The organism is Halomicronema sp. CCY15110, assembly GCF_016888165.1.
In the GTDB taxonomy this organism is placed as follows: domain Bacteria; phylum Cyanobacteriota; class Cyanobacteriia; order Phormidesmidales; family Phormidesmidaceae; genus Halomicronema.
This window is the reverse complement of sequence record NZ_JACSWC010000428.1, coordinates 24,470-45,570: the sequence shown is the minus strand read 5'-3', so window position 1 is coordinate 45,570 and position 21,101 is coordinate 24,470. Positions and strand designations below refer to the sequence as shown.

Annotated in this window: 17 protein-coding genes; 9 read left to right on the top strand and 8 right to left on the bottom strand. The window is 60.0% G+C overall.

Going from position 1 to position 21,101, the window contains the following annotated elements; genetic code table 11:
- Positions 1 to 112 precede the first annotated feature (112 nt).
- The 4 genes from JUK32_RS24200 to JUK32_RS24185 all read right to left on the bottom strand — a co-directional run bounded on the left by JUK32_RS24200 (position 113) and on the right by JUK32_RS24185 (position 4,509).
- Positions 113 to 838 (bottom strand): glutamine amidotransferase, encoded by a 726-nt coding sequence (locus JUK32_RS24200; RefSeq protein WP_204141442.1) that lies wholly within the window; start codon positions 836 to 838, stop codon positions 113 to 115.
- Between the two features lie 42 nt (positions 839 to 880).
- Positions 881 to 1,498: a hypothetical protein gene (locus JUK32_RS24195; protein WP_204141441.1), complete on the bottom strand. Its 618-nt coding sequence runs from the start codon at positions 1,496 to 1,498 to the stop codon at positions 881 to 883.
- 55 nt (positions 1,499 to 1,553) lie between these two features.
- Positions 1,554 to 3,470, bottom strand: coding sequence for a DNA primase (gene dnaG / locus JUK32_RS24190; RefSeq protein WP_204141440.1), 1,917 nt, complete (start codon positions 3,468 to 3,470; stop codon positions 1,554 to 1,556).
- A gap of 97 nt (positions 3,471 to 3,567) precedes the next feature.
- On the bottom strand, positions 3,568 to 4,509 hold the full coding sequence (locus JUK32_RS24185; protein ID WP_204141439.1) for a hypothetical protein: 942 nt from the start codon (positions 4,507 to 4,509) through the stop codon (positions 3,568 to 3,570).
- 206 nt (positions 4,510 to 4,715) lie between these two features.
- On the opposite strand from JUK32_RS24185, the gene JUK32_RS24180 reads away from it, so the two are divergent.
- From JUK32_RS24180 to JUK32_RS24165, 4 genes are all read left to right on the top strand, one after another.
- On the top strand, positions 4,716 to 5,429 hold the full coding sequence (locus JUK32_RS24180) for a Crp/Fnr family transcriptional regulator (RefSeq protein WP_204141438.1): 714 nt from the start codon (positions 4,716 to 4,718) through the stop codon (positions 5,427 to 5,429).
- A 320-nt stretch (positions 5,430 to 5,749) separates the two neighbouring features.
- A complete protein-coding gene (obgE, locus tag JUK32_RS24175; RefSeq protein ID WP_204141437.1) occupies positions 5,750 to 6,844 on the top strand; it encodes a GTPase ObgE in 1,095 nt (364 codons plus the stop codon).
- An 84-nt stretch (positions 6,845 to 6,928) separates the two neighbouring features.
- Complete coding sequence (locus JUK32_RS24170; RefSeq protein WP_204141436.1) at positions 6,929 to 7,645, top strand: COP23 domain-containing protein; 717 nt, start codon at positions 6,929 to 6,931, stop codon at positions 7,643 to 7,645.
- A 69-nt stretch (positions 7,646 to 7,714) separates the two neighbouring features.
- The gene (locus JUK32_RS24165; protein ID WP_204141435.1) at positions 7,715 to 8,671 is read left to right on the top strand and encodes a class I SAM-dependent methyltransferase; all 957 of its coding nucleotides are present in this window, start codon (positions 7,715 to 7,717) and stop codon (positions 8,669 to 8,671) included.
- A gap of 47 nt (positions 8,672 to 8,718) precedes the next feature.
- On the opposite strand, the gene JUK32_RS24160 is transcribed toward JUK32_RS24165, so the two are convergent.
- The 3 genes from JUK32_RS24160 to JUK32_RS24150 form a co-directional block, all read right to left on the bottom strand.
- Entirely contained in the window at positions 8,719 to 11,019 is a 2,301-nt protein-coding gene (locus tag JUK32_RS24160; RefSeq protein WP_204141434.1) for a DUF3488 and DUF4129 domain-containing transglutaminase family protein, read from the bottom strand.
- Between the two features lie 133 nt (positions 11,020 to 11,152).
- Positions 11,153 to 11,797, bottom strand: coding sequence for a GDYXXLXY domain-containing protein (locus JUK32_RS24155; protein WP_204141433.1), 645 nt, complete (start codon positions 11,795 to 11,797; stop codon positions 11,153 to 11,155).
- Positions 11,794 to 13,269 carry a DUF2157 domain-containing protein gene (locus JUK32_RS24150; RefSeq protein WP_204141432.1) on the bottom strand — a complete coding sequence of 492 codons (1,476 nt, stop codon included), beginning with the start codon at positions 13,267 to 13,269 and terminating at the stop codon, positions 11,794 to 11,796. Before JUK32_RS24150 ends, JUK32_RS24155 begins: the two co-directional genes overlap by 4 nt.
- 119 nt (positions 13,270 to 13,388) lie before the next feature.
- Between JUK32_RS24150 and JUK32_RS24145 the strand changes: the two genes are divergently transcribed.
- The 3 genes from JUK32_RS24145 (at position 13,389) to JUK32_RS24135 (ending at position 15,672) form a co-directional block, all read left to right on the top strand.
- A complete protein-coding gene (locus JUK32_RS24145; protein WP_309224618.1) occupies positions 13,389 to 14,645 on the top strand; it encodes an MFS transporter in 1,257 nt (418 codons plus the stop codon).
- A 22-nt stretch (positions 14,646 to 14,667) separates the two neighbouring features.
- Positions 14,668 to 15,204, top strand: coding sequence for a hypothetical protein (locus JUK32_RS24140; protein WP_204141431.1), 537 nt, complete (start codon positions 14,668 to 14,670; stop codon positions 15,202 to 15,204).
- A gap of 195 nt (positions 15,205 to 15,399) precedes the next feature.
- Positions 15,400 to 15,672, top strand: a complete 273-nt coding sequence (locus tag JUK32_RS24135; protein WP_204141430.1) for a DUF3493 domain-containing protein — start codon at positions 15,400 to 15,402, stop codon at positions 15,670 to 15,672.
- 105 nt (positions 15,673 to 15,777) lie between these two features.
- Here the strand turns inward: JUK32_RS24135 and JUK32_RS24130 are convergent, their stop codons facing one another.
- A complete protein-coding gene (locus JUK32_RS24130) occupies positions 15,778 to 17,688 on the bottom strand; it encodes a hypothetical protein (protein WP_204141429.1) in 1,911 nt (636 codons plus the stop codon).
- 87 nt (positions 17,689 to 17,775) lie between these two features.
- Between JUK32_RS24130 and JUK32_RS24125 the strand changes: the two genes are divergently transcribed.
- Positions 17,776 to 18,114: a hypothetical protein gene (locus tag JUK32_RS24125; RefSeq protein ID WP_204141428.1), complete on the top strand. Its 339-nt coding sequence runs from the start codon at positions 17,776 to 17,778 to the stop codon at positions 18,112 to 18,114.
- 174 nt (positions 18,115 to 18,288) lie between these two features.
- Complete coding sequence (acnA, locus tag JUK32_RS24120; RefSeq protein ID WP_239113017.1) at positions 18,289 to 21,018, top strand: aconitate hydratase AcnA; 2,730 nt, start codon at positions 18,289 to 18,291, stop codon at positions 21,016 to 21,018.
- The last annotated feature ends 83 nt before the right edge of the window (positions 21,019 to 21,101 follow it).

Genomic DNA, 21,101 nt, shown 5'->3' with positions numbered 1-21,101 from the left:
TCGCTCAACCTACCAGTATCGAGAGTTGAGCGGAGTCGAAACTCGGTTCATGGGGATCTTTTTTGCGCGCAAGTCCCCTAGCGCTGGCTGGTCATGACATCCAGGCGGCAATCTAAGCCGACCTTGATTGCGACCACGCCGCACTGGCTAACCACCGTGCCAAGAACCCATCGAGCCACTGATCGACTTGGGAACCATGGTGGTGATGGGCCGCGAAATGGCGATCGCGGGGCTGGGCACCAGGCAATTGGAGTTGATCCGCCCCGCGCGTGGTCCAGTCATCAATCAGCGACGTGGTCATCTCAGGATGAAACTGGAGGCCAAAGGCCGCGTCACCGTAGCGGAATGCCTGGTGCGGAAACGTCGGCCCCGTGGCTAACTGCACGGCCCCACTGGGCAGTTCAAATCCTTCGCTGTGCCATTGGTACACCGCCATCGGCTGCGTAAAGTAAGGGCGGCCAGTCCTCAGAGGACTGAGGTCACAGTAGCCAATTTCTCGCTGTGCTGCTGGATGGGGAGTCACCTGAGCACCAAGGACGCGGGCTAACAGCTGCGCCCCCAAGCAAATACCCAAATAGGGTTTGCCCGAGGCCAGCGCCATCGCAATCCAGTCCAGCTCCGTGCGGATAAACGGCAGGGTGTCGTCGTCATTGGCGCTCATCGGTCCGCCAAACACGATCGCCCCCGCATACTGCGCCAGGGTCGGAGGCAGGGCATCGCCCAAGGCCGGACAGCGCTGATCCAGGTGGTAGCCGCGCGATCGCAGCTTGTCGCCCACTAAGCCAGGGCTCGAAGTCGCTTGATGCACGATCACTAAAATTTGCCGGGTGGAGGTCATGGGCTGCGGTGGATATTCGCCATGCCCTTCACTCTAGCAAGCTTATTCTTCCGGGGAAATGAAATCGAACGAACCGTGCATTTGCACCAGCAGCTCTCGGGTCGCGGCAGAATCGTCATCGTAAGACGACACGATGGTGGCCGTGCGGCCCCGCCCATCGCCGACGAACGTGATGACCTGGCGGGAAAACTCACCGGGCATTTGCTCCATCCAGAGCCGAAAGGCGTCGTTGCCGCCCACGCTGGTAATGCCATAGCGATCAATCGCGAATTCTCCGGCTAATGCCGCTTCGATTAAAGCGTCTAGTTGTTGGGGTACGTAGGTTTCTGGTGGCTCGGGCACGAGCACAATTGCGGTGGCGACATCGGTGGGTTGGGGGGCTTGGGTGGCCGCATCGTAGCTGGCAATGACGGCCCGGGCTTCGTCAGCAGCGGCGGCGGTAATCCATCCGGTAGGGACGTCAATGACAAACAGATCGGGCACCTCCCAAGGCTCAAACGTGACCGCCGCTGGTGTGGCATCCACCGCGGCAGTCAGCAGCGGTTCAGCAGCGATCTCGATGGCCGCAGGAGCCGTCATGTCGGCGATCGCCCCCGTCGCCCCGGCGATTAAGCTGCCGATTATCCATGCCCCGCTGAACCCGATGTGACGACTGATCATCTGCTGGCCTCCCGATTAATCCCCTTACCCTACAGCGTTTTGAGCCAGATGCGGGCTAGCCATCCACCCCCACCCAAGGCAGTCGCGCCAGATCTTCAAAGGTGGTCTGCCGCTCTTTTTCGAGTTCGGCGATGCGGCGCTTTTCGGCGTAGATCTGATTTTGGTAATAGGCCAGTTGGTCCGCCGCTTGGGTGTGGTCGCTCTCAGTCCACAGCTGCAAAAAGTGACGGTAGCGCTTTTCACACAGGGTTTGCTCAATGCAGGCCGCCGCTGCCCGAATCACCAGGGGCGCGCGCAGCACATCCCGGTGGGTCTTTTCGTCGAGATAAAACAGGTGCTGGGTTTGGGCCAAGGCGGCAGATTCGGCGGTGCGATCGCGCAACCACCCCACCAGTTCGTCGGGGGGAGCCGCTGCCTGCGATCGCAGGGTCTGCCACAAGGCGCGATGATGGGAAAAACTGAACTGGAGATCCCGGCTATCCAACATCGTCAACACGTCAGGGCGATGCTCGGCACTGTGGATAAAGACGCGCAACAAGGCCGCCTCGGCTTGTTCGAGGGTGCTGGTTTGGGTAAAGGAGAGGCGCGGTCGGTCAGAGCCGTCCTGGGGCGATCGCCGCTGCCGCCGCACCTGCACCACCAGGTTTTCGGCCAGCAGCGGCACCAGCCGCCCGTCGCCATTGCTAAAGAGTTCGGCACATTGGCGCACGTAATGGGTGCGAGTATCGGCGTTGGCGATTTCACTCAGCAGTTCCACAATCGCCTGCGATGACTGCTGAAACTGGTCGGCCTGGCCCAAATCGCGCCCGAGCACAATTTGCTGAATCTGCCAGTCAATCCAGAGGGGAGCCTGATCCAGCAGGGCTTGGTAAGCCTCAATGGGGTGATGCTGCAAATATTCGTCGGGGTCTTTCCCCTCGGGAATATTCAGCACCCGCAGCTGCACCTCGCCACGATAGGCCATGGCCTCCACTTCGCCGATCGCCCGTTGCGCCGCCTTCACCCCCGCCGCATCGGCGTCAAAGTTCAGGATCACCTGCTTGGACTCGGTGTAGCGCAGCAGTTGCCGCACCTGATTCGCATTCACCGCCGTGCCCAAAGCCGCCACCGCCGTCGGACTCCCCGCCGCGTGCAGGGCAATCACGTCAAAATACCCTTCCACGATGACGGCGCGATCGTGTTTGGCGATCGCTGGCCGCGCCTTGTCCAATCCGTAAAGGGTTTGGCCCTTGTCAAACAGCTCTGTGTCGGGGGAATTGAGGTATTTGGGCTTAGCGTCATCGGTGAGACCCCGGCCCCCAAACCCAATGATCCGCCCCCGTGTATCGTGAATCGGGATCATCAGGCGATCGCGAAACCGATCGTAGTAGCCGCTGCCCGACGTGCGGGGCACAATCAACCCGGCCTGTTCCACCAGGGCGACGGGAAACTGCTTTTGCTCCACCAGGTAGGCATACAGCGTTTGCCAGCCCCCCGGCGCATAGCCCAGCTGAAACTGCTGAATCGTTTCGTTGGTCAGCCCCCGCTGGTCGGTCAAATAGGTCAGGGCTGCCGCCCCATCCGGTCGCCGCAGGGCATGTTCATAAAAGCTGGTGGTGACGGCCAAAATTTCGTACAGCTGTTCCCGCAGGGTCAGTTGCCGCTGGAGTTCTTGGCGCTTCTCCGGTTCCAGGGTTTTGACGGGTACCTGATACCGCTTAGCCAGGTCGAGCACCACATCGGTGAACGATCGCTGTCCCAGTTCCATCAAAAACTTGTAGGCATTGCCCCCGGCCCCGCAGGAAAAACAATAGTAAAACTGCTTCGTCGGGCTGACGCTAAAACTAGGGGACTTGTCATCGTGAAAGGGACACAGCCCCACGTAGTCTTTGCCCTGCTTTTTGAGCACGACCTGCTCCGACACAATATCAACAATGTCGGCGCGATCGCGCACGGCGGCGATGGTATCAGGATGGAGACGGGGGGTAGACATGGAGGTGCGGGGCCAAACCACCAGGACAAGTGCCCACCATCATAGCGAACCCCCAGCGTTAGGGCTGAGCACCGCATCAAACTGCTCGCCCCGGCGGCTACAGGTCAGATACAGGCGGTTCTCCAGTGAGCACCCGCAGCAGCATCGCCAAAAAGGCTTGGGTAATCGTTAGGGTAATCGCAGCATCCGGGTATGAAGCGATGTGAGGCTGCCAGCGCGATCGCTGGGCTTCGAGCTGATAAATCGCCTGGGCTAACTCATAGGCTGACTGTTGCCACCGTTTGGGCTCCTGTGCCTGGGTCGCCAAGTCATCCCAGCCCCGCATGAGCACGGGCTGGAGGGCCGCAGTCAGCGGATCGAGCCGGGGCGTCGGGACGACTGGCGTCGGTGTCGCCGTTGGGGGCGCGTCCACCGACCACCGGCGGCAGCGACGGTCAGCCCACTGCAATAGCGTCGGCAACGATACTTGCAGGCGATCGCCGAGCGGCCAAGGCCCCTGGCTGGAGCGGCGGTGATCCGTGATCGCCATCGCTAGCGTTGCAGCCGGCCAAGCCCCCTGACTACACTGCCGCCACCAGGTCGCTATCCCCACCGGCGAGAGGGTGAGCTCCAGGCTGCCAGTGGGCAGCGCCTGCGCCACCAGCCCCGTCGCGATACTGTCCGGAATCGTGCGGCCCTGGGCGGTAAATTGCTGAGCGATCGCCTGCGCCACTGGGAAGACCGGTTGGGCCTGGGCCGCCGCCAGAGGGTGAGCGATCGCCGAGCGATACCGATACGCCCCCGTCGCCCTGATCTGCAAACCACTGAGGGGAATGGACGGTGGCGGCCAGCGATCGTCCTGATCCGACCAGCTAAGCGCCAGGATGGTTTGCAACCGGGCTCTAGGCGACACGGTCAGCAGCCAAGCCCCGACCGCTGGAGGCGGCGACCATCCTTCGCGAGGCCGGATCATGACTGCGCCGCTGCCGGCAGGTTGGTCGGCGGGCGATCGACGGTGGGCCTGAGTAGGCAGTTCTGCATCGGCAGCATTGTGTAACACTCCATTGACTAGCGATAATACGGAGGCTTTGCTTTAATATGAAGTAAATTAAGTCTAGATTTTTCAGTAAATTCCCTGTTTAATTCCCTCTATCCTTGAGATTTTGAGGCGGCCTTTCGACGATTCGAGAGATGTAGCCTATCCTGCATCTGTAAGTCGACGCGAGTCAGCGCAGTTTTGTTTATTCTTGACCCCCTAGAGCGTATATGTACCCAACATCATCGGCGAATCAGGCCCGTCCGTTTCTGACCTGGCAGCGAATTTCTGACTGGGCTCAAGAGCATTATCGGTGCCGTACTTTCGTCAAAGATGAGCGCATTCCGTCGCGGCCCGGCTTGTTATACCTGGTGCAGCGGGGGGCCGTCCGGCTCACGGGCAGTGCCCAGCTCGGCGTCAATGTGGCCGCTGATGATGAGGAAGCCCCCTCAACGCCCTTGATGGCACAAGACGAAGAGGCGTTTCTCGGGTTTGTCGGCCCCGGTCAACCCTTCGAAATTATTGCCCAATCGCCATTTTCGCTCCAAAGTTTTGCCCATGTGGATCAGACCGCCGTCATCTGGCTGTACTGGCACGATTTAGACAACTGGCCGCATTTTCGGCGGGAGGTCCTAGAAGCGTTTCGGCATCAGCATCAGCGCAAACTTCTCTGGCTGAGCACCCTCGGTCAACGGCGCACCATTGATCGGCTGATTGGCTTTTTGACCCTGCTGATCGAAGAGTTTGGCGAAACGTCTCCGGAAGGTTACTATCTGCCATTTCCCCTCACCCATGCCCAAATTGGCAGTGCGATCGGCTCCACCCGCGTCACCGTGACCCGACTGATGGGCAAACTGCGGCAGCAGGGGGTGCTCGCGACCCATGGCGACGGCCTGATCTGTTTGCCCGGTCATGGTGATCTGCCCCTGGACAAAGAAGCGTAAACGGTGGCCAGAAAATCTTAATTGACGGCTGATTGATTGATCGTTCCCAGCTTTGGGCGGTCCATGACCCGCCCTGCTGCGGGTTGAACAGGTGTCATTTCGAGTCGGTCACCCTAGGATAGAGAATGGACTGGGCCGTCGGGGGCGTTCCCTGTTGGGGAGTGGCGTGAGTCACGCGATCGCTGCGGTGAGCCGAGAGTGCTGCCCCACCGCTCGTTGCATCGACACCAGGATCCCCGTGGGTACGCCATCAAGTTTCTAATGATCGGCTGGGACGAGCCCGCCAATCGCTATTCAAGTTTTGAGAAGGGGACGCGATCGTGAAGTTTGTTGATTTAGCTGAAGTAACGGTCATCGGTGGTCAGGGCGGCGACGGTCTGGTTTCCTTTCGGCGCGAAAAATACGTGCCCGCCGGGGGGCCTTCGGGGGGCAACGGGGGACATGGAGGATCCGTCTACTTGATCGCCGAGTCCAATTTGCAAACGCTGCTTGATTTTCGCTTTGCCCATGAATTTAAGGCCAAGCCCGGCGGGCGGGGTGGCCCCAGCAATCGCACCGGGGCGAATGGCGCGGATCGCTACATCGAAGTGCCCTGCGGTACGACCGTGTACAATGCCGAGACCGATGAACTCATTGGCGACTTGGTCACCCCGAAGCAAATCCTGTGTGTGGCCGCTGGCGGCAAAGGCGGCCTGGGCAACAAGCACTTTCTCAGCAACCGTAATCGGGCTCCGGAGTATGCCCTGCCGGGATTAGAGGGGGAATGTCGGCGCATTCGCCTGGAGCTGAAGTTACTGGCGGAAGTCGGCATCATTGGGCTCCCCAACGCCGGTAAATCAACGCTGATTTCAGCGCTCTCCGCCGCCCGCCCCAAGGTCGCTGATTATCCCTTCACCACCCTGGTACCCAACTTAGGGGTAGTGCGTAAACCCACGGGCGACGGCACCGTCTTTGCCGACATTCCCGGTCTGATTGCGGGAGCCCATGACGGCCTCGGCCTCGGGCATGAATTTTTACGGCATATTGAGCGCACCCGGCTGCTGCTGCATTTGGTCGATGCCACGACCCCAGATCCCCTGGCGGACTATCGCACCATTCAGCAAGAACTCACCGCCTACGGCCATGGCTTGAGCGATCGCCCCCAAGTTCTGGCGTTGAACAAAATTGACGCCATGTCCCCAGAAGATGCAGCGGTGCTGGTCGATCTCATGGCCGAAGCCACTGGCACCCAGGTGTGGGCCATCTCCGCCGTGACGCGACAAAACCTCGAAGATTTATTACAAACCATCTGGGATGGGCTAGACGCTCTGCCCACCCCGCCCGCCGTGTCCCCCACCGATGAACCGCTGCCCCCTTCGACCACTGCGCCGCTGCCCACCGCCGAGTTATCGCTCACCGTGGCTGACGGTCAATAGCCCTGGGGAACCTGCCCGCCCCCGATCGCGTCCATGAATTTGGGCATATTGTCGCTAGCGATCGCACGAAGGAGCAACCAAACCATGACTGCACAATGGACCCGCTGGGTTTCTACCGGATTAACTGTGGGGCTGCTCGCTGCCAGTGCCTCACTCCCGGTGAGCGCCCAGGTAACCGATACGACCGATGAATCGGCTCCCGAGGCTGAGGCCGAAACGACCGACGATGAAGTGGCGCTGCCCGATGAGGAGGTGCGCTTTAGTTGTGAAACCCAAGCGGGTCGACCCACGGTCATGTACACGCCGGTAAGTCAGCCCGGCAATCTCTATGCCTGGGCTACCCCCGAAGATATGGGGGCCGCCTGGCCCGCCGAACGGCGCTGTGCCGAAATCGCCCGCCGCCTGGAACTGTATCGCCCCGATGGCTTGCTAGAGCTACAAACGGGTCGCGAAAATGGCTACAACACCGTTTGTGTCACCACCGAAACTGACGCCAGCTGCCGCATCGTATTCACCGTGCCGGAGGGGCAAGATCCGGTGGCGACCCGCGATCGCGTTTTCGACAACTTGGTGCTGGCCGATCAGGGGCAGGCCACGGAAGGCGTCACCACGTTTACCGAAGGGGATAGCCTGCTGGATGAAATTGGCAATGTGCTGGGTTTCCCGACCGGGGGTTCTGCGGCAATTTCCGGTTCTAGCGGCATTAATCTCCAGCCGTTTTTAGATAGCGCCGATGGGGGCACGGGTACGCAACTCAATCAGCGCAGTGGCGGCCGCCCCTTGAATCCGGATAATTTTTGACGCGAGTCGGTGAATCTGCCCCGTAAAATCGCGTAGCATGAGGGGCGATGTGTTGAGCGATCGCCCCTCATGACGGCAACGAGTCCCCAAAAACCCGCTTGGGCTGGTGATGACTTTCTTTCCCAAGTGGTGAATCGGCTGATTCAAACCAAGCCCCTCTACGCGCTGATGAAGCGACAGGCCCGGCAGGTACTGATTAAAACCGCTGAGCAAAACGGGATTCCCTGGCGGCAAACCTGCGCCGACTACGCAGCCGCGAATGTCGCGGCTCAGATTGATCAGGTGCAAAATCCCCAGGTCACCTACCCCGACTATTATCAGGTGCCGTTTCACGCCTATGACGCGGGCAACCTCTGCTGGCAGGCCGCATTTGAAGCGGAATCCGCCACCTACTCGATGGCGCTGCGGGTCTGGCCGAATGACTCTCTGGCGCCTCAAGCGGCTCAAGATCGATTGCGTAGCAGCTTTCACGAAGTATTAGAGCCCTATCTCACCCAACCAGTGGAAAACGCGCTGGATATTGGCTGCTCGGTGGGCATCTCGACGATGACCCTACATCACTGGCTGCAGCAGCGATCGCCCGCCGTCCACACCACCGGCCTGGATCTCTCTCCTCACATGCTGACGATCGCCCAAGCCCGGGATGCCCAGCACGAGATTACGCAATGGCTGCATGCGGCGGCTGAAGCAACGGGCCTGCCAGCGGCGTCCTTTGACCTCATTTCCATGCAGTTCGTCACCCATGAACTGCCCCGCACGGCAGCCCGCGACATTTTCCAAGAGGCGCTGCGACTGCTGCGACCGGGGGGGACGTTGGCGATCGCCGACAACAACCCAAAATCGCCGGTGATCCAAAGTCTACCGCCGGTCATTTTCACCCTGATGAAAAGCACCGAACCCTGGAGCGACGACTACTACACCTTTGACATCGAAGCGGCGATCGCGGAAATCGGTTATGAGCGCGTCACCACCCACGAAACCGATCCACGCCATCGCGCCATCCTGGCTCAAAAGCCCGAGTCATAATCTGCGCCTCCGCCTCCAGACCAAAAGCGCTAGAGCGGTGACCGCGGTCAAGATTTTTTCAGGGCTTGTAGCTGTTGTTGCAGGGCTTGAGGATCGACAGGCAGATTGCCGTAGCGCCAGCGCAGATAGGCTTGGACGATCGCCATCACCTGCTCACCCTGCGTGAACTGAGGCGTTTGCGTGAGGGCGTGGGCATATTCCAGCGGGGTTTGGGTCGGGCGTTTGGGATGCCCCTGGACGGCTAACCACGCCAGCATTTGCTGATAGAGGCGCTCCACGGGCGACAGTCGCCGCAGGCGGCGATGTTGCCACCAGCCTTGCCATCCCTTCCACAGTAGCCAACTCAAGAAAAGGAGTCCCGTCAGTGCCAGCAGGGCGGCTAAAAAGCCCACCAGTCCTTCGCTAAAAAAGCGTACCAGCCGCGAAAAGAGCGTGAATAGCCAGGTCACTACCCCCGTCAGCCAGCCCGTCACGGGAGAGGGGAGCCAACCCGCCACCCAGTTCCAGAACTGTCGCAGCACCGAAAAGGTTTGACTGTCTTTGATCGAGGGGGGCAGCAACTCGTGACCCGGAATGGGGTCAAAGCCGAACCAGCCATAGCCCGGAAAAAAGACTTCCGTCAGGGCGTAGGCGTCGGTATTGCTGACCACGTAGTAGCCCGTGAAGGGATTGAAGTTGCCGGGGCCAAACCCGGTGACCAGTCGGGCGGGAATGCCGATGCTGCGCAACATCACGGTCAGCACGGTGGAAAAGTGGTCGGGATAGCCGCCTTCGTAGGTGAATAAAAAGGCTTCCACCAAGTCTTCTTCCTCGGTGAAAAACGGCAGCTCAGTTTGAATGGTGTAGTTTTGCTTCAGGCTTTGGGCGAGATATAGCGTCTGCTCATAGGGATCGCTCAAGGGGGTGGGCGACTGGGCCAACAGCGCCTCGGTTTGCTGCCGTATGCGATCGCGAACCGCGGCGGGCACTTGCAGATATCGCTGCCGCATTGCGTCCTCATAATTGCGCGAGGCGGCCCGCAACTGGGTGCGATCGCGATAGGGCACATCGGACACCACGGTGTAGGTAATGCCCGGCGACAGCGGGATCGGCGATCGCAACGAGCCATCGGCATCGATCGCCACCTCGCGGGTGGGAAAGTACAGATCATCCGCCTGATACAGCGCCGGAATCAAGTTTGGTAGGTTATTCACCACCGTGTAAGTTTGCACGACTTCGCGCTCGCGGCCCTCGGTGTTGTAGCGCACGATTTGGTTCGCAGCAGCGGGCAATCGGGTGCGAAAAGACACACTGGAACGCTTGAAGAGTTCAATCTCGTTGGGCAGCGACATGTCCCAGCCTTGCCCGGTGTATTCATCAAAGGCGAGTACCCGCCAGAATCCGGGTGACTGCGATCGCACCCGCATTACCACCTGCGGTTCCAGCGTCCCCCGGAGGTTTTGATTCATCTGCTGGTTAAAGCCGTAATAGCTCGTGTCATCAAACTCTCCGGGGCCTTCAGCGGGGCTATTGCCCTGAATCTGGGTACTGTCACCATTGCCATCGTCCAGCCCTTCTACCCCGGGAGCCAGTTGACTGCCCGAAGAATAGCCGGGATTAAAAATCTGATCGCCGCCAAACTCCCCCTGAAAATCGATCGTGCCGCTGAGGGGAAAATTGCGAATCTGGTACCCCGGCAGCCGGGGCATGGCCGCAAAGATCGCGAGTCCTAAGCCCAGGGTCAGCAGCAACAGCCACAGCAATCGCTTCGGCTTGAGGGTGGCTCCCAGGTTCGTCCCCGTCGGCAGCGCCAGCAGCTGTAACCGCGACTGATAGTCCAGAATCAACACCGGCAGGATGACGGCCAAAAAGACAATCAGCAGCGGCGCAAAGGTCAACGACTGACTCACCGTGGCCGCCACCCCGAGCAAAATCAACCCAATCACAATGGAGTAGCCCAGATCTTTACGTCGGGGCATGTCGAAGCTGTGCAGCACCTGTAAATGAATCAGCAACTCCGCGAGCTGGATGCGGGTATCGCTTTCGCGGCCCACCAGTCCCGCCAGAAAAATGCCCAGCGCCATCAACATGCCAAACGCAATCAAGAACTTGACGGTGATGTTGCGGCGATGGCGAGCTTTCCAGCTCCAATAGCCTCCCAGAGCACTCAGGGGAATCGCCAGCAAATTCAGATAGGACACATCGGTCACGCCCGCTGCGGCCACTGAGACGGACGCCATGCCGACACTGACGAGCACCTGCACCAAGCTGCGCAACAGGATCGAGTCTTCGACAGTCTCTGAAGTTGGGGAGCGATCGCGCCAACGTTGTTGCCAGGTTTGCCGTGGGGAAGTGGGCGTTGGGGTCATGGTGAGGGAGTGTGAGGGTAGCTGGGTGTGTTGGCGAAGCCTGCCCGGAGGGCTTGGGTGGCGGGGTAGCGGGTTGCTTACCGTTAGTGTGCCCGACGCTGGGGAAGCCTGTTCGTCGGCTTGGTAGGGCGCTTTAGAATTCGATGCGATCGCCCTGGAGCCAGAGGGCGATCGGCACGGCGTTGCCCCCGGGGCCAATGCGCACTTCGACAAAGAATCGTGGTTGTTCTTCCCCCGCTTGGGCGTCACGAATGCGGTTCTCCAGATCGAGCCGTTCGGCTTCCGGGAGGTAGTAGCGTTCGAGGCCATAGACGATGCGATCGCGGCGATAGGTGCCTTGCAGGGCGATCTGATGCGGCGGGAGATCGCGGGGGCGATCGCGGGTTACGCGAATGGGCGTCCAGGGTTCCCCCACGATGGTGGCGCTGGGATTTTCCACCTGGGTTTGATCCGCCAGCACCACGTAAAAAGATTGCCCCGGCAGCAGCAATTGCGGCGTCCCCGAGGGCTCTAAGTTGGGCTGAATGGTTTCCCAACCGTCGAGGGTGCTGAGCACTCCCCGCTGGGAGATGTCGTACTGCAAGGTGGTGTAGTAGCCGCGAAAGGGATCGTAGGGGTCAACGGGGACGGTGCGCAGGATAACGGTAGTGCCGATCAGAGCCGTGGTCGCGGCCTGCCAGGGCACCGCCACAATCAGCAGGGTTTGCAGCAAGAGCGGCAGGGCGATCGCCCACAGCCCTGGCCGTTGCTCCAGGGATTTCGGCGGAGCTGGCGTCATGGCGTATCCACCCGCAACGTGCGGACGTAATGCTCAAACCACAGACCCACCACAATGAAGCCGATGCCACAGACCACAAACACGAGCGATTTCACCAATAAACCTGTTTCGTATTCTAAGACGCGGCTCAAAATCTGGAGGGTGAGCATCACCAAGCCCCACCAAAACGGGGCGCGGGTGCCTGATCCCAGGCCCTCTCGCATCATGCCCAGGGATAGGACTGCTAACAGAATATTCATGACCGTGGTGGCGAAAATCGGCAGTGGCCCGGTCGCAAAGGTCAGCCAAAACAGCCCCGCCGTAATCCCCAAAAAGCCGAGGATGATATTGCTGAGCGCATCCAGTCGCCAGGGTCGGCGTTGCCGCCAGCCCAGGTAAACCCACGCGCCCACGGTCCACCCTGCGAGCAGGCCAAGGGTCAGCATCACCAGGCCAGAATTGTGCCATCGCAAGGGAGACTCCAGCAGCGTCCGGCTCGCGGAGGTCAACCAGGCATCGCGAAAGGAGAGCACCCAGTAGATGAGGCTCAAGCTCAACAGCATTAGCCCCCGCGCGACGGGCTGAAAGGGTGGCTCGGTATCGTCTACGCGGGCTGGGGTGGCGAAGGCTGGGGTGGCATCAGGCCGGGAGTTCGTCAAGGGCCAGGGGAGTCGCCGGCGCTGTCGAGCCAACCAGGGCCACAGGGTATCGTCATAGGCCCACAGCAGGGCAAACGGCAAGATCAGCACCAGGGCATCCAGCCAATACGGCAGTGATCGCCCGACATCCAAAATTAAAATCATCAACGACGAATTAACGGCGATCGCGCTCAGGGCAAAGAGCAGGGGCGACTGGCAACGATAGGCCAGGGGAATGAAGAGCACCGCCGCCAGTAGGGGCATCATTTGCAGCGTCCACACCCCCAGCAGCGAATTTTGCAGCCACACCATATCCCACAGGGCGCTCCAATACCCAATTCCGAGAATCAACAGCGCCAACATGCCGAGAAACGGCAACCGTAAGCCGTAGGCCATGGCTAGCACCCCGATCGCCCACGTGGCACAGAGTTCATAGCGGGTACTGCTGGTGTGGACAATTTGCCCCATCAGCGCCAGGTTGGCTCCGAGCAGTAATGCCCCCAACAGCAGCAGGGCTTGGCCGAGTCGCCGCCAGCGATCGCTCGGCCCCACCCGATTCATCAAGCCAAAGCCACTGAGGTCACACACCAGCATGGCGATGAACAACAGCCCCGCCTTGACCGTTTGCGACAGCGCTTGCCAATTGGCCGCCACAAAGGTGATCGCCCCAATGCCGATCAAAATGCTGCCCAGCCCCAACAAAATCATGATGAAGCGATCGCGGGCCGCCGTTTCAATCGTGGCAAATTCGTATTGCTCAGCGAGGCGCTGATATTGCTCAGCCGAAATCAACTCGCTCGTTTGCCACTCGCGAGCCTCCCGCTGGAGCTCACGCCGAAACTCATCTGACGCCACGGCACCTTCTCTCCCCACGCTCACGGCTATCAGCTTGCCAGCCCCATTTCAGAACTGCAAGCCAGCACCTCAGTACACTGACAAAAGTTTGCCTCATAACCCTTCAGGATGCTGTCCCCGTGCAAAATCGCTTACGTCGCTGGTTGCCACATCTAGATCGCCGAGTTTGGCTGTTAGCGGCCGGTCGCCTGCTGTCGCAAATCGGCATTGGGTTTGTTTTATTTTACGCGCCGATTTTTTTCGTGAACGAGGTGGGTCTGTCGGCGACCCAAGTCGGGCTGGGGGTGGGCAGCGAAGCCTTATCGGGATTAGTGGGCCGCTTTTTGGGCGGCTCGATGACCGATTCTGCCTTTTGGGGGCGGCGCAAAACGCTGCTGTTGTCGGCGCTGATTTCCGCCCTCGCGGATGTCGTCTTTTTGGTGTCCAATAATTTTCCCGTCTTTGTGCTGGGCAATGTGCTGATGGGCTTTGGCGTCGGCTTGTATTGGCCCTCGACGGAAGCAGTGGTGGCCGACATTACTCCGGCCGCCGATCGCAGCGAATCCTATGCCATTGTGCGACTGGCCGACAGCATTGGCTTGGGGGTCGGCGTCATTTTAGGGGGCGTGCTGATTTCGACCACGCAGCAGTATCGTCTCCTGTTTGCGGTGGATGGGGTGTCGTTTTTGGCGTTCTTTGGGCTAATTTATGTGGCGATCGCCGAAACCCGCCCCGATCAGGAAAGCGATCGCACCTTTCTGGAAGGCTGGAATGTCGCTCTGCGGGATACGCTGCTGCTCATTTACCTCGCCGTCAACGTGCTGTTTACCAGCTACATCGCGCAAATCCAGAGCACGCTGCCGGTGTACGTCAACAAGTTTGTTCCCACGCCGACGGGGGCGGGCCTGCCCGAAGCCGCCATCAGCGTTTTATTCACGGGACACGTGGTGTTGGCGGCACTGGTGCAGCTCCCCATTGCCCGCCGGCTCAAGCCCCTACCCTACCCCCAAGCGCTGATGGTATCGGCTTGCGGCTGGGGATTGGGGTTTACCCTGGTGTGGGCCACGGGCAGCGGCCTGGTGCGCCCGGCGAGTCTGGGCATCGGGTTGGCCCTGGCGGTGATGGCCCTAGCGCTGACCGCTTATACGCCGATCGCCGCCGCGTTTGTCGTGATGCTGGCACCTGAGGCGCTGCGGGGCGTCTATCTATCCGTGAACTCCATGTGTTGGGCGATCGGCTACATGATCGGTCCCCCCCTCGGGGGCTGGGCCTTGGACCAAACTGCCGCCGTCGCTACCCACTTTTGGCTGGTCGCAGCGGTGAGCGTTATGCCATTATTAGCAGTCCTGTCCCTGCTCAATCGCCGCCTGGCGAGCCAACCCCACCGTTCTCTGTAAACTCCGCTGTGTGTATTGCCCCATGATTTCAGGATTCCAAACTGCTCCGAAAAAACTGCTCGGCCTCGCCACCGGACTGGGTCTGGCGATCGCCCTCGCTAGCTGTAGTGAAACGGTGACCACCGACTTTGAAGCGATGGCCGTCACCACCTACACCTGGCGGGCCGAATACTCCCCGGCGAACGTGAACCAAGATCGCCCCCGCGATCGCCGCCTGGAAGAATTTGAGACCAACTCGCTGATCAATATGAACGGTGAACCGACGGTCGATCCCACCGGGGAGCGAGACTCCGATGGCATCTGGTGGCCCGCGATTCCCCCCAAACCCTCGGTGGATGAGTTGGAAGCCCGGCTCCAAGATGGCGAAAAGTATGCGGAACCACTCATCGACAAATCCATCGACTTTACGATGACCTTTGACCAACAGGGTCAGACCGTCACCCTGCCCACCAACGCTGCCGTTTACCGCCGCGCCGTGCAGGCCACCGAACGCGATCGCCCCCTCAAACTCCTGCTCGGCCCCCAGGATGGCTCGGTACAAAAGGCCGAAATTCAGTAAGGTGAAACAGTAGCGGGCAGGCTGTGAAATCCGGAGAACCGTCCGAGCACGGGATCACGAAGGCACCGCCCCCACCGATTACGCTCACCGACTCCACTCACCCTGCCACCCACTCACCCTGCCACCCACTCCACCGACCTCACCCACGTTCCCTGCCACCCACTCACCCTGCCACCCACTCACCCCCCCACCCCCATGGCCGATCGCGATCGCATCCCCCCCGGCATGAGTCCGGAAAAGTACCAACGCCTCATGGCCGAAGCCAAAGCCCCCTACAAAGGGCTGCGCAAATTTATCTATGGCACCTTTGCCGCCTCCGGAGCGATCGGGGCGTTCATCTTTTTCACGCAAGTGCTCGCAGGGCGGGATGTCGGGACAGCCCTGCCTAATCTGGCCCTGCAAGTTGGCGTCGTCGCCCTCATGGTCTTTCTGTTTCGGCTGGAAAGCCGCAAGTCGGCTAAGAAGTGAGTCCGGCTCCGGACGGTTTGGAGCCGTCCGTCATCAATGCGCTGTGCCAAGGAGACAGAAGCGTGAAGGGGACTAAATCTGTGGTTGCCATCGAGAGCGATCGCCTCACTCGCCCTTGCGATCGGCCCAAGGTTTCAGCGTGTCACTCGCGAGCCGTTCACTAAAGCCCGCGATAAACGCCGCCACAAAGATTTTATAGACTTCTTGCGAGTCAATGACCCCGAGCGGATCGCGCCGCTGTAGGGTCGTTGAACTGCTAGTAGTTTCCTCGTACAGGTCGAAGCCCGCCGGCAGCACATCCACCACTTTGGTACTCAATAGGGCAAACACCACCACGCCAAACACGGCACCAATCAACGGTTTCAAGCAGCCCAACGCATAGGGATTTTTGAGGTTGTCTTCGTCCAGCTTATCCAGCCGAATAACGATGCTCATCATGCTGCCGAGCGCCCCCGCAAACGCGGCCAGCGCCAACCGACTGAGGTGATTTTGAATCTGCTGATTATTCAACCAATTGGCGATGAGTTTCAACGTCGTATCGGGATCGGGATCTTGATTGAGGTTGCGATCGTTCGCTTCAGATGTGCGGGCGGCGTTAATCTGCTCAGTGAGCGCATTGATCTCCAGCAGCAGGGTATCGACCTTATCTCGCTGGGCTTGAATCTGTGAGGTTAGCTCGCGCTCTTTTTGGGGCAGGGCCGTCGTCGCATCGGTGCCAGGGGGCGCGTTTGTTGCCGCCGCTGCCGTCGGCTCGTCGGTTGAAGGGGTTCCCGCTGCCTGGTCTTCGGCAGCAGCCTCTGCAGGAGTCGTCGCCGCACTTTCAGGATTGGTGGCGTCGGACTCGGGGGCCGCTGTCGATGCTGGGCTGGTCGATTCCTCCGGTTCGGCCACCCGGTTCTGAAGCGCTTGAGCCGCGATGCTATTTTGTATGGCCTGTCGCTCGGTTTCCTGGTTCCGCAACAGCTGCACTTCTTCCTGAAGGGTTTGCAGGTCGGTGTTGCGCTTTTGCTGGAGCTGAAGGCTTTTGGGCACGGGTGATTCGAGCTGGCGGCTCACCGTCGTAAACACTCCTGAAACCGTCGCAATCGTGACGATGGCCAGCGATAACGTCGTCGCCATGCCCAGCATCACGCGGGCTTGGGGCGAGCGAAAGCGGTTGATATCGCTCAAGCGGCTCGCCAGCCAGCCGAAGCCGAAGCAGTATTCGTAGCGGTGCAGTTGACGCTCAACAAATACTTCAGTCTCTTCTAACAAATCGGGGGCCGCTGCGGTCTGGTAGTCGAGGCGATCAACCGCGCGGTCAATCTGATACACCAGCGGGCGCAACTGGGGCGCAATGGAGCCAGCTTTGTTGAACCACAAATCTGGTTGCAGCCAGTTGGGGCGCACTGCACGGCACTGGCTCAGGCCGTCAATACGATGCAGCAAGCCAGCTAGACGGTTGAGGCGCTTGGCGATCGCGGCATTGAGGGGGGTATCAAGCGGGACGCTGACAAGTAGCGGCGGCGGCTGGAGCGATCGCCCCAACCGTTCCAGTGCTTGATCGATCGCTGACGGTTCCTCTCCTAAACCGGGTAGCGGCGCGATCGCCCGCCGTTCAATTTGAATTTCGTCTAGCCACCACCTGAGCAATTCAAACCCGTTGCGCACGTTCAATCGATTCAGTGAGGCCGCGACATCGCTAGCATCACTGGGGTCTGTGGCAATCTGGTCGACAAAATGGGTGATGGCTTTGAGGTCGGTTTGATACTCGGCCTGACTAGCTGCCTCTAGGGCGATGTCATCACTAGCGAGCAAGCTCTCCGCCTGTCGAATGCCCCGGTGGAGCTGGGCCAGTTGCTGCCGCAGGCGGCGCGGCGTCTGCTCGATCGCTTGCAGCGTGGTTTGCTTATGGTGAATGCGTGTTAAGGTCTGCTCGATCAGCCAGCTCAGCTCAGCTTCAGGTGACCGGGGTGACTTCGTGGCGGGAACCTGGGCAGAGGAGGACGGAGACGAGGCAGGAGACGAAGGGTCCATGCTGAATCTGGCGCTTGTGACAACTCGGTCGGTTGCCCTCCAAGTTAACGTAGGGTCTGATCATCACTTCAGTTTTCTTATCGCATCTTGACGATCGCTGCCCCCGCTCAGGCGTACGGTCATCTGGCCAGCGATCGCCCTCAAACTAGGTCGGGCACACTGTCGGTAGATCGCAGCTATCGTTCCCCACCGAGAACCATGCACGACATCCAGCCCATCGGCACCTTAGTTCAATCCCGCTACAAAATCATGGACGTGTTGGGGCGCGGCGGCAGCGGCATCACCTATCGCGCCGAAGATGCCTTTACCGGGCGACAAGTGGCGCTGAAGGAATTGTCCCTCAAGGGGCCAAGTGATTGGAAAAAGCTGGAACTGTTTGAGCGCGAGGCGCGGGTGTTAGACGACCAAACGCCTGCTCAACGCTAATCCCAACTGCTCCCAGCCATTTTTCGTCGGTGCAGAGGAGACGGTTCCCTGTCGGCTGCATCCAAGCGCTGGGACATGATCAAGGGAACCGTCCCCTGATGGGGCTCTGGACTGCAACATTTCCTACCAGCCAGTCTCAACGCAAGCTGTAGAATCGTTTAGCTTGGCATAATGATGCCTACAGGTTTTTTCAATGAGATGAGGAGCGCGATCGCCGTGACCAATAGCTTCAACGCCAAGTCCAGCCTGAATGTGAACGGCAAGGAATATACCTATTACAGTCTGCCGGAAGCCGCGAAGACCTTAGGGGATATCGATCGCTTGCCCTTTAGCCTCAAGGTGCTGCTGGAAAATTTGCTGCGGTATGAAGATGACCGCACAGTCACGGCGGATGACGTACGGGCGATCGCCCAATGGCTCGAAACTCGGTCCTCTGATCAAGAAATTGCCTATCGGCCGGCCCGCGTACTGATGCAAGATTTCACCGGGGTGCCTGCGGTGGTGGATCTGGCGGCCATGCGCGATGCCATGGTCAAGCTCGGCGGCAATCCCGAACAGATCAATCCCCTATCCCCGGTCGATTTGGTCATTGACCACTCCGTCATGGTGGACAGCTTTGGCAGTGACAGCGCCTTTGGCGACAATGTGAAGCGTGAATTTGAGCGCAACGGCGAGCGTTATGCGTTCCTCAGTTGGGGCCAAAAAGCGTTCGACAACTTCCGCGTGGTGCCGCCGGGAACGGGCATTTGCCACCAAGTGAACCTGGAATATCTGGCCCAAACCGTCTGGACAAAGGAAGAAAATGGCGAAACCGTCGCCTACCCCGATACGTTGGTGGGCACCGACAGCCACACCACCATGATCAACGGCCTGGCGGTGCTGGGCTGGGGCGTCGGCGGCATTGAAGCCGAAGCGGCCATGCTAGGACAGCCCATTTCTATGCTGATCCCCGAAGTGGTGGGCTTTAAGCTGACGGGCAAGTTGCCCCAGGGGGCCACGGCGACTGACCTGGTGCTCACCGTCGTGCAAATGCTGCGGCAAAAGGGCGTCGTCAGCAAGTTTGTCGAATTTTACGGCGACGGCCTCTCGCACCTGACCCTGGCCGATCGCGCCACCATCTCTAACATGGCTCCGGAATACGGCGCGACCTGCGGCTTCTTCCCCATCGATGCGGAGACGCTGAACTACTTGGCCTTCTCCGGTCGCGATCCGGAACGGGTGGCCCTGGTGGAAGCCTACGCCAAAGCCCAAGGTCTCTGGCGCGAAGACGACACCCCCGATCCCGTCTTCACGGACACGTTAGAACTCGACCTCGCCACCGTCGAACCCTCTCTGGCTGGCCCCAAGCGGCCCCAAGATCGGGTGCTGCTGTCTGATCTGGCGGCACAGTTCACAACGTCGGACTTTCCCACCTTTAGCGGGCTAGAGTCTTACGCCGAAAAGCGGTCAGTGCCCGTGGCGGGAGCGGACTATGAGCTGACGGATGGCGCGGTGGCGATCGCCGCCATCACCAGCTGTACCAACACGTCCAATCCTTCGGTGATGATTGGGGCCGGGCTCGTCGCCCGCAAAGCTCGCGCCAAGGGACTGACGGTGAAGCCCTGGGTGAAAACCTCCCTGGCTCCCGGCAGCCAAGTCGTGTCTGACTATCTGGAAAAGGCTAATTTGCAGGAAGATCTGGATGCGCTGGGCTTCAACCTGGTGGGCTACGGCTGCACCACCTGCATCGGCAACTCGGGTCCCCTGCCGGAACCGATTGTGGACGCCATCAATGCCAAAGACCTGGTGGTCGGGGCTGTGCTCTCCGGCAACCGCAACTTTGAAGGGCGAGTTAGCCCCCACACTAAGGCGAATTATCTGGCCTCGCCGCCGCTAGTCGTCGCCTATGCGATCGCGGGCAACCTCGCCATTGATTTGAAAACCGACCCCATCGGTCAAGACGCGGACGGTCGCCCTGTGTACCTCAAAGACATTTGGCCCACCACCGAAGAAATCAAAGCGGTGATGGGAGAAGCGCTGACGCCAGAAATGTTCCGCAGTCGCTACAGCAATGTTTTCAGCGGCACGGCAGATTGGCAAGCGATCGCCGCCGAAGAAAGCCAGACCTATGACTGGCAGGGCGACAGCACCTATGTGCAAAATCCCCCCTTCTTTGAAAATATGGCTGCGACGGTCAACGGCAGCAGTGCCGCCGACATTACCGGAGCGCGTCTGCTGGCACTGCTCGGCGACAGCATCACCACCGACCACATCTCGCCCGCTGGCGCGATTAAAACTGACGGCCCCACGGGCAGCTATTTGCAGAGCCATGACGTGCCCGTGAGCGAGTTCAACTCCTACGGATCGCGACGGGGCAACCACGAGGTGATGATGCGCGGCACCTTCGCCAACATTCGCCTGCAAAATGAGCTGGTGCCCGGTTCCTCCGGCGGCGTGACCAAGTACATGCCTGCTGGGGAAGAGATGTCGATCTACGACGCGGCGATGCAGTACCAGGCGGAAGGCACGCCGCTGGTGGTCATTGCGGGTAAAGAGTACGGCACCGGCTCCTCCCGCGACTGGGCCGCCAAGGGCACCCGTCTCCTGGGTGTCAAAGCCGTGGTGGCAGAAAGCTTTGAGCGTATCCACCGCTCTAACCTGGTGGGCATGGGGGTGTTGCCGCTGCAATTCCAGCCTGGCAGCGATCGCGAGACCCTGAAGCTGGACGGCAGCGAAACCTTTGACCTGACTGGCCTCAGCGGTGGCATTCAACCCGGCATGACTGTCACCCTGACCGCGCATCGCGCTGACGGCACCACCGCATCGGCGGATCTGCTCTGCCGCATCGATACCCTCGATGAAGTCGAGTACTACCGCAATGGCGGCATCCTGCACTACGTGCTGCGGCAACTGTTGGCAGCTTAAATCTGTAGAAAACCCCGGTTTCTGAATTCTGGACACTGGCATATGTGCCGGTTCCTGCCTAGAAACCGGGGTTTTGATCTCTA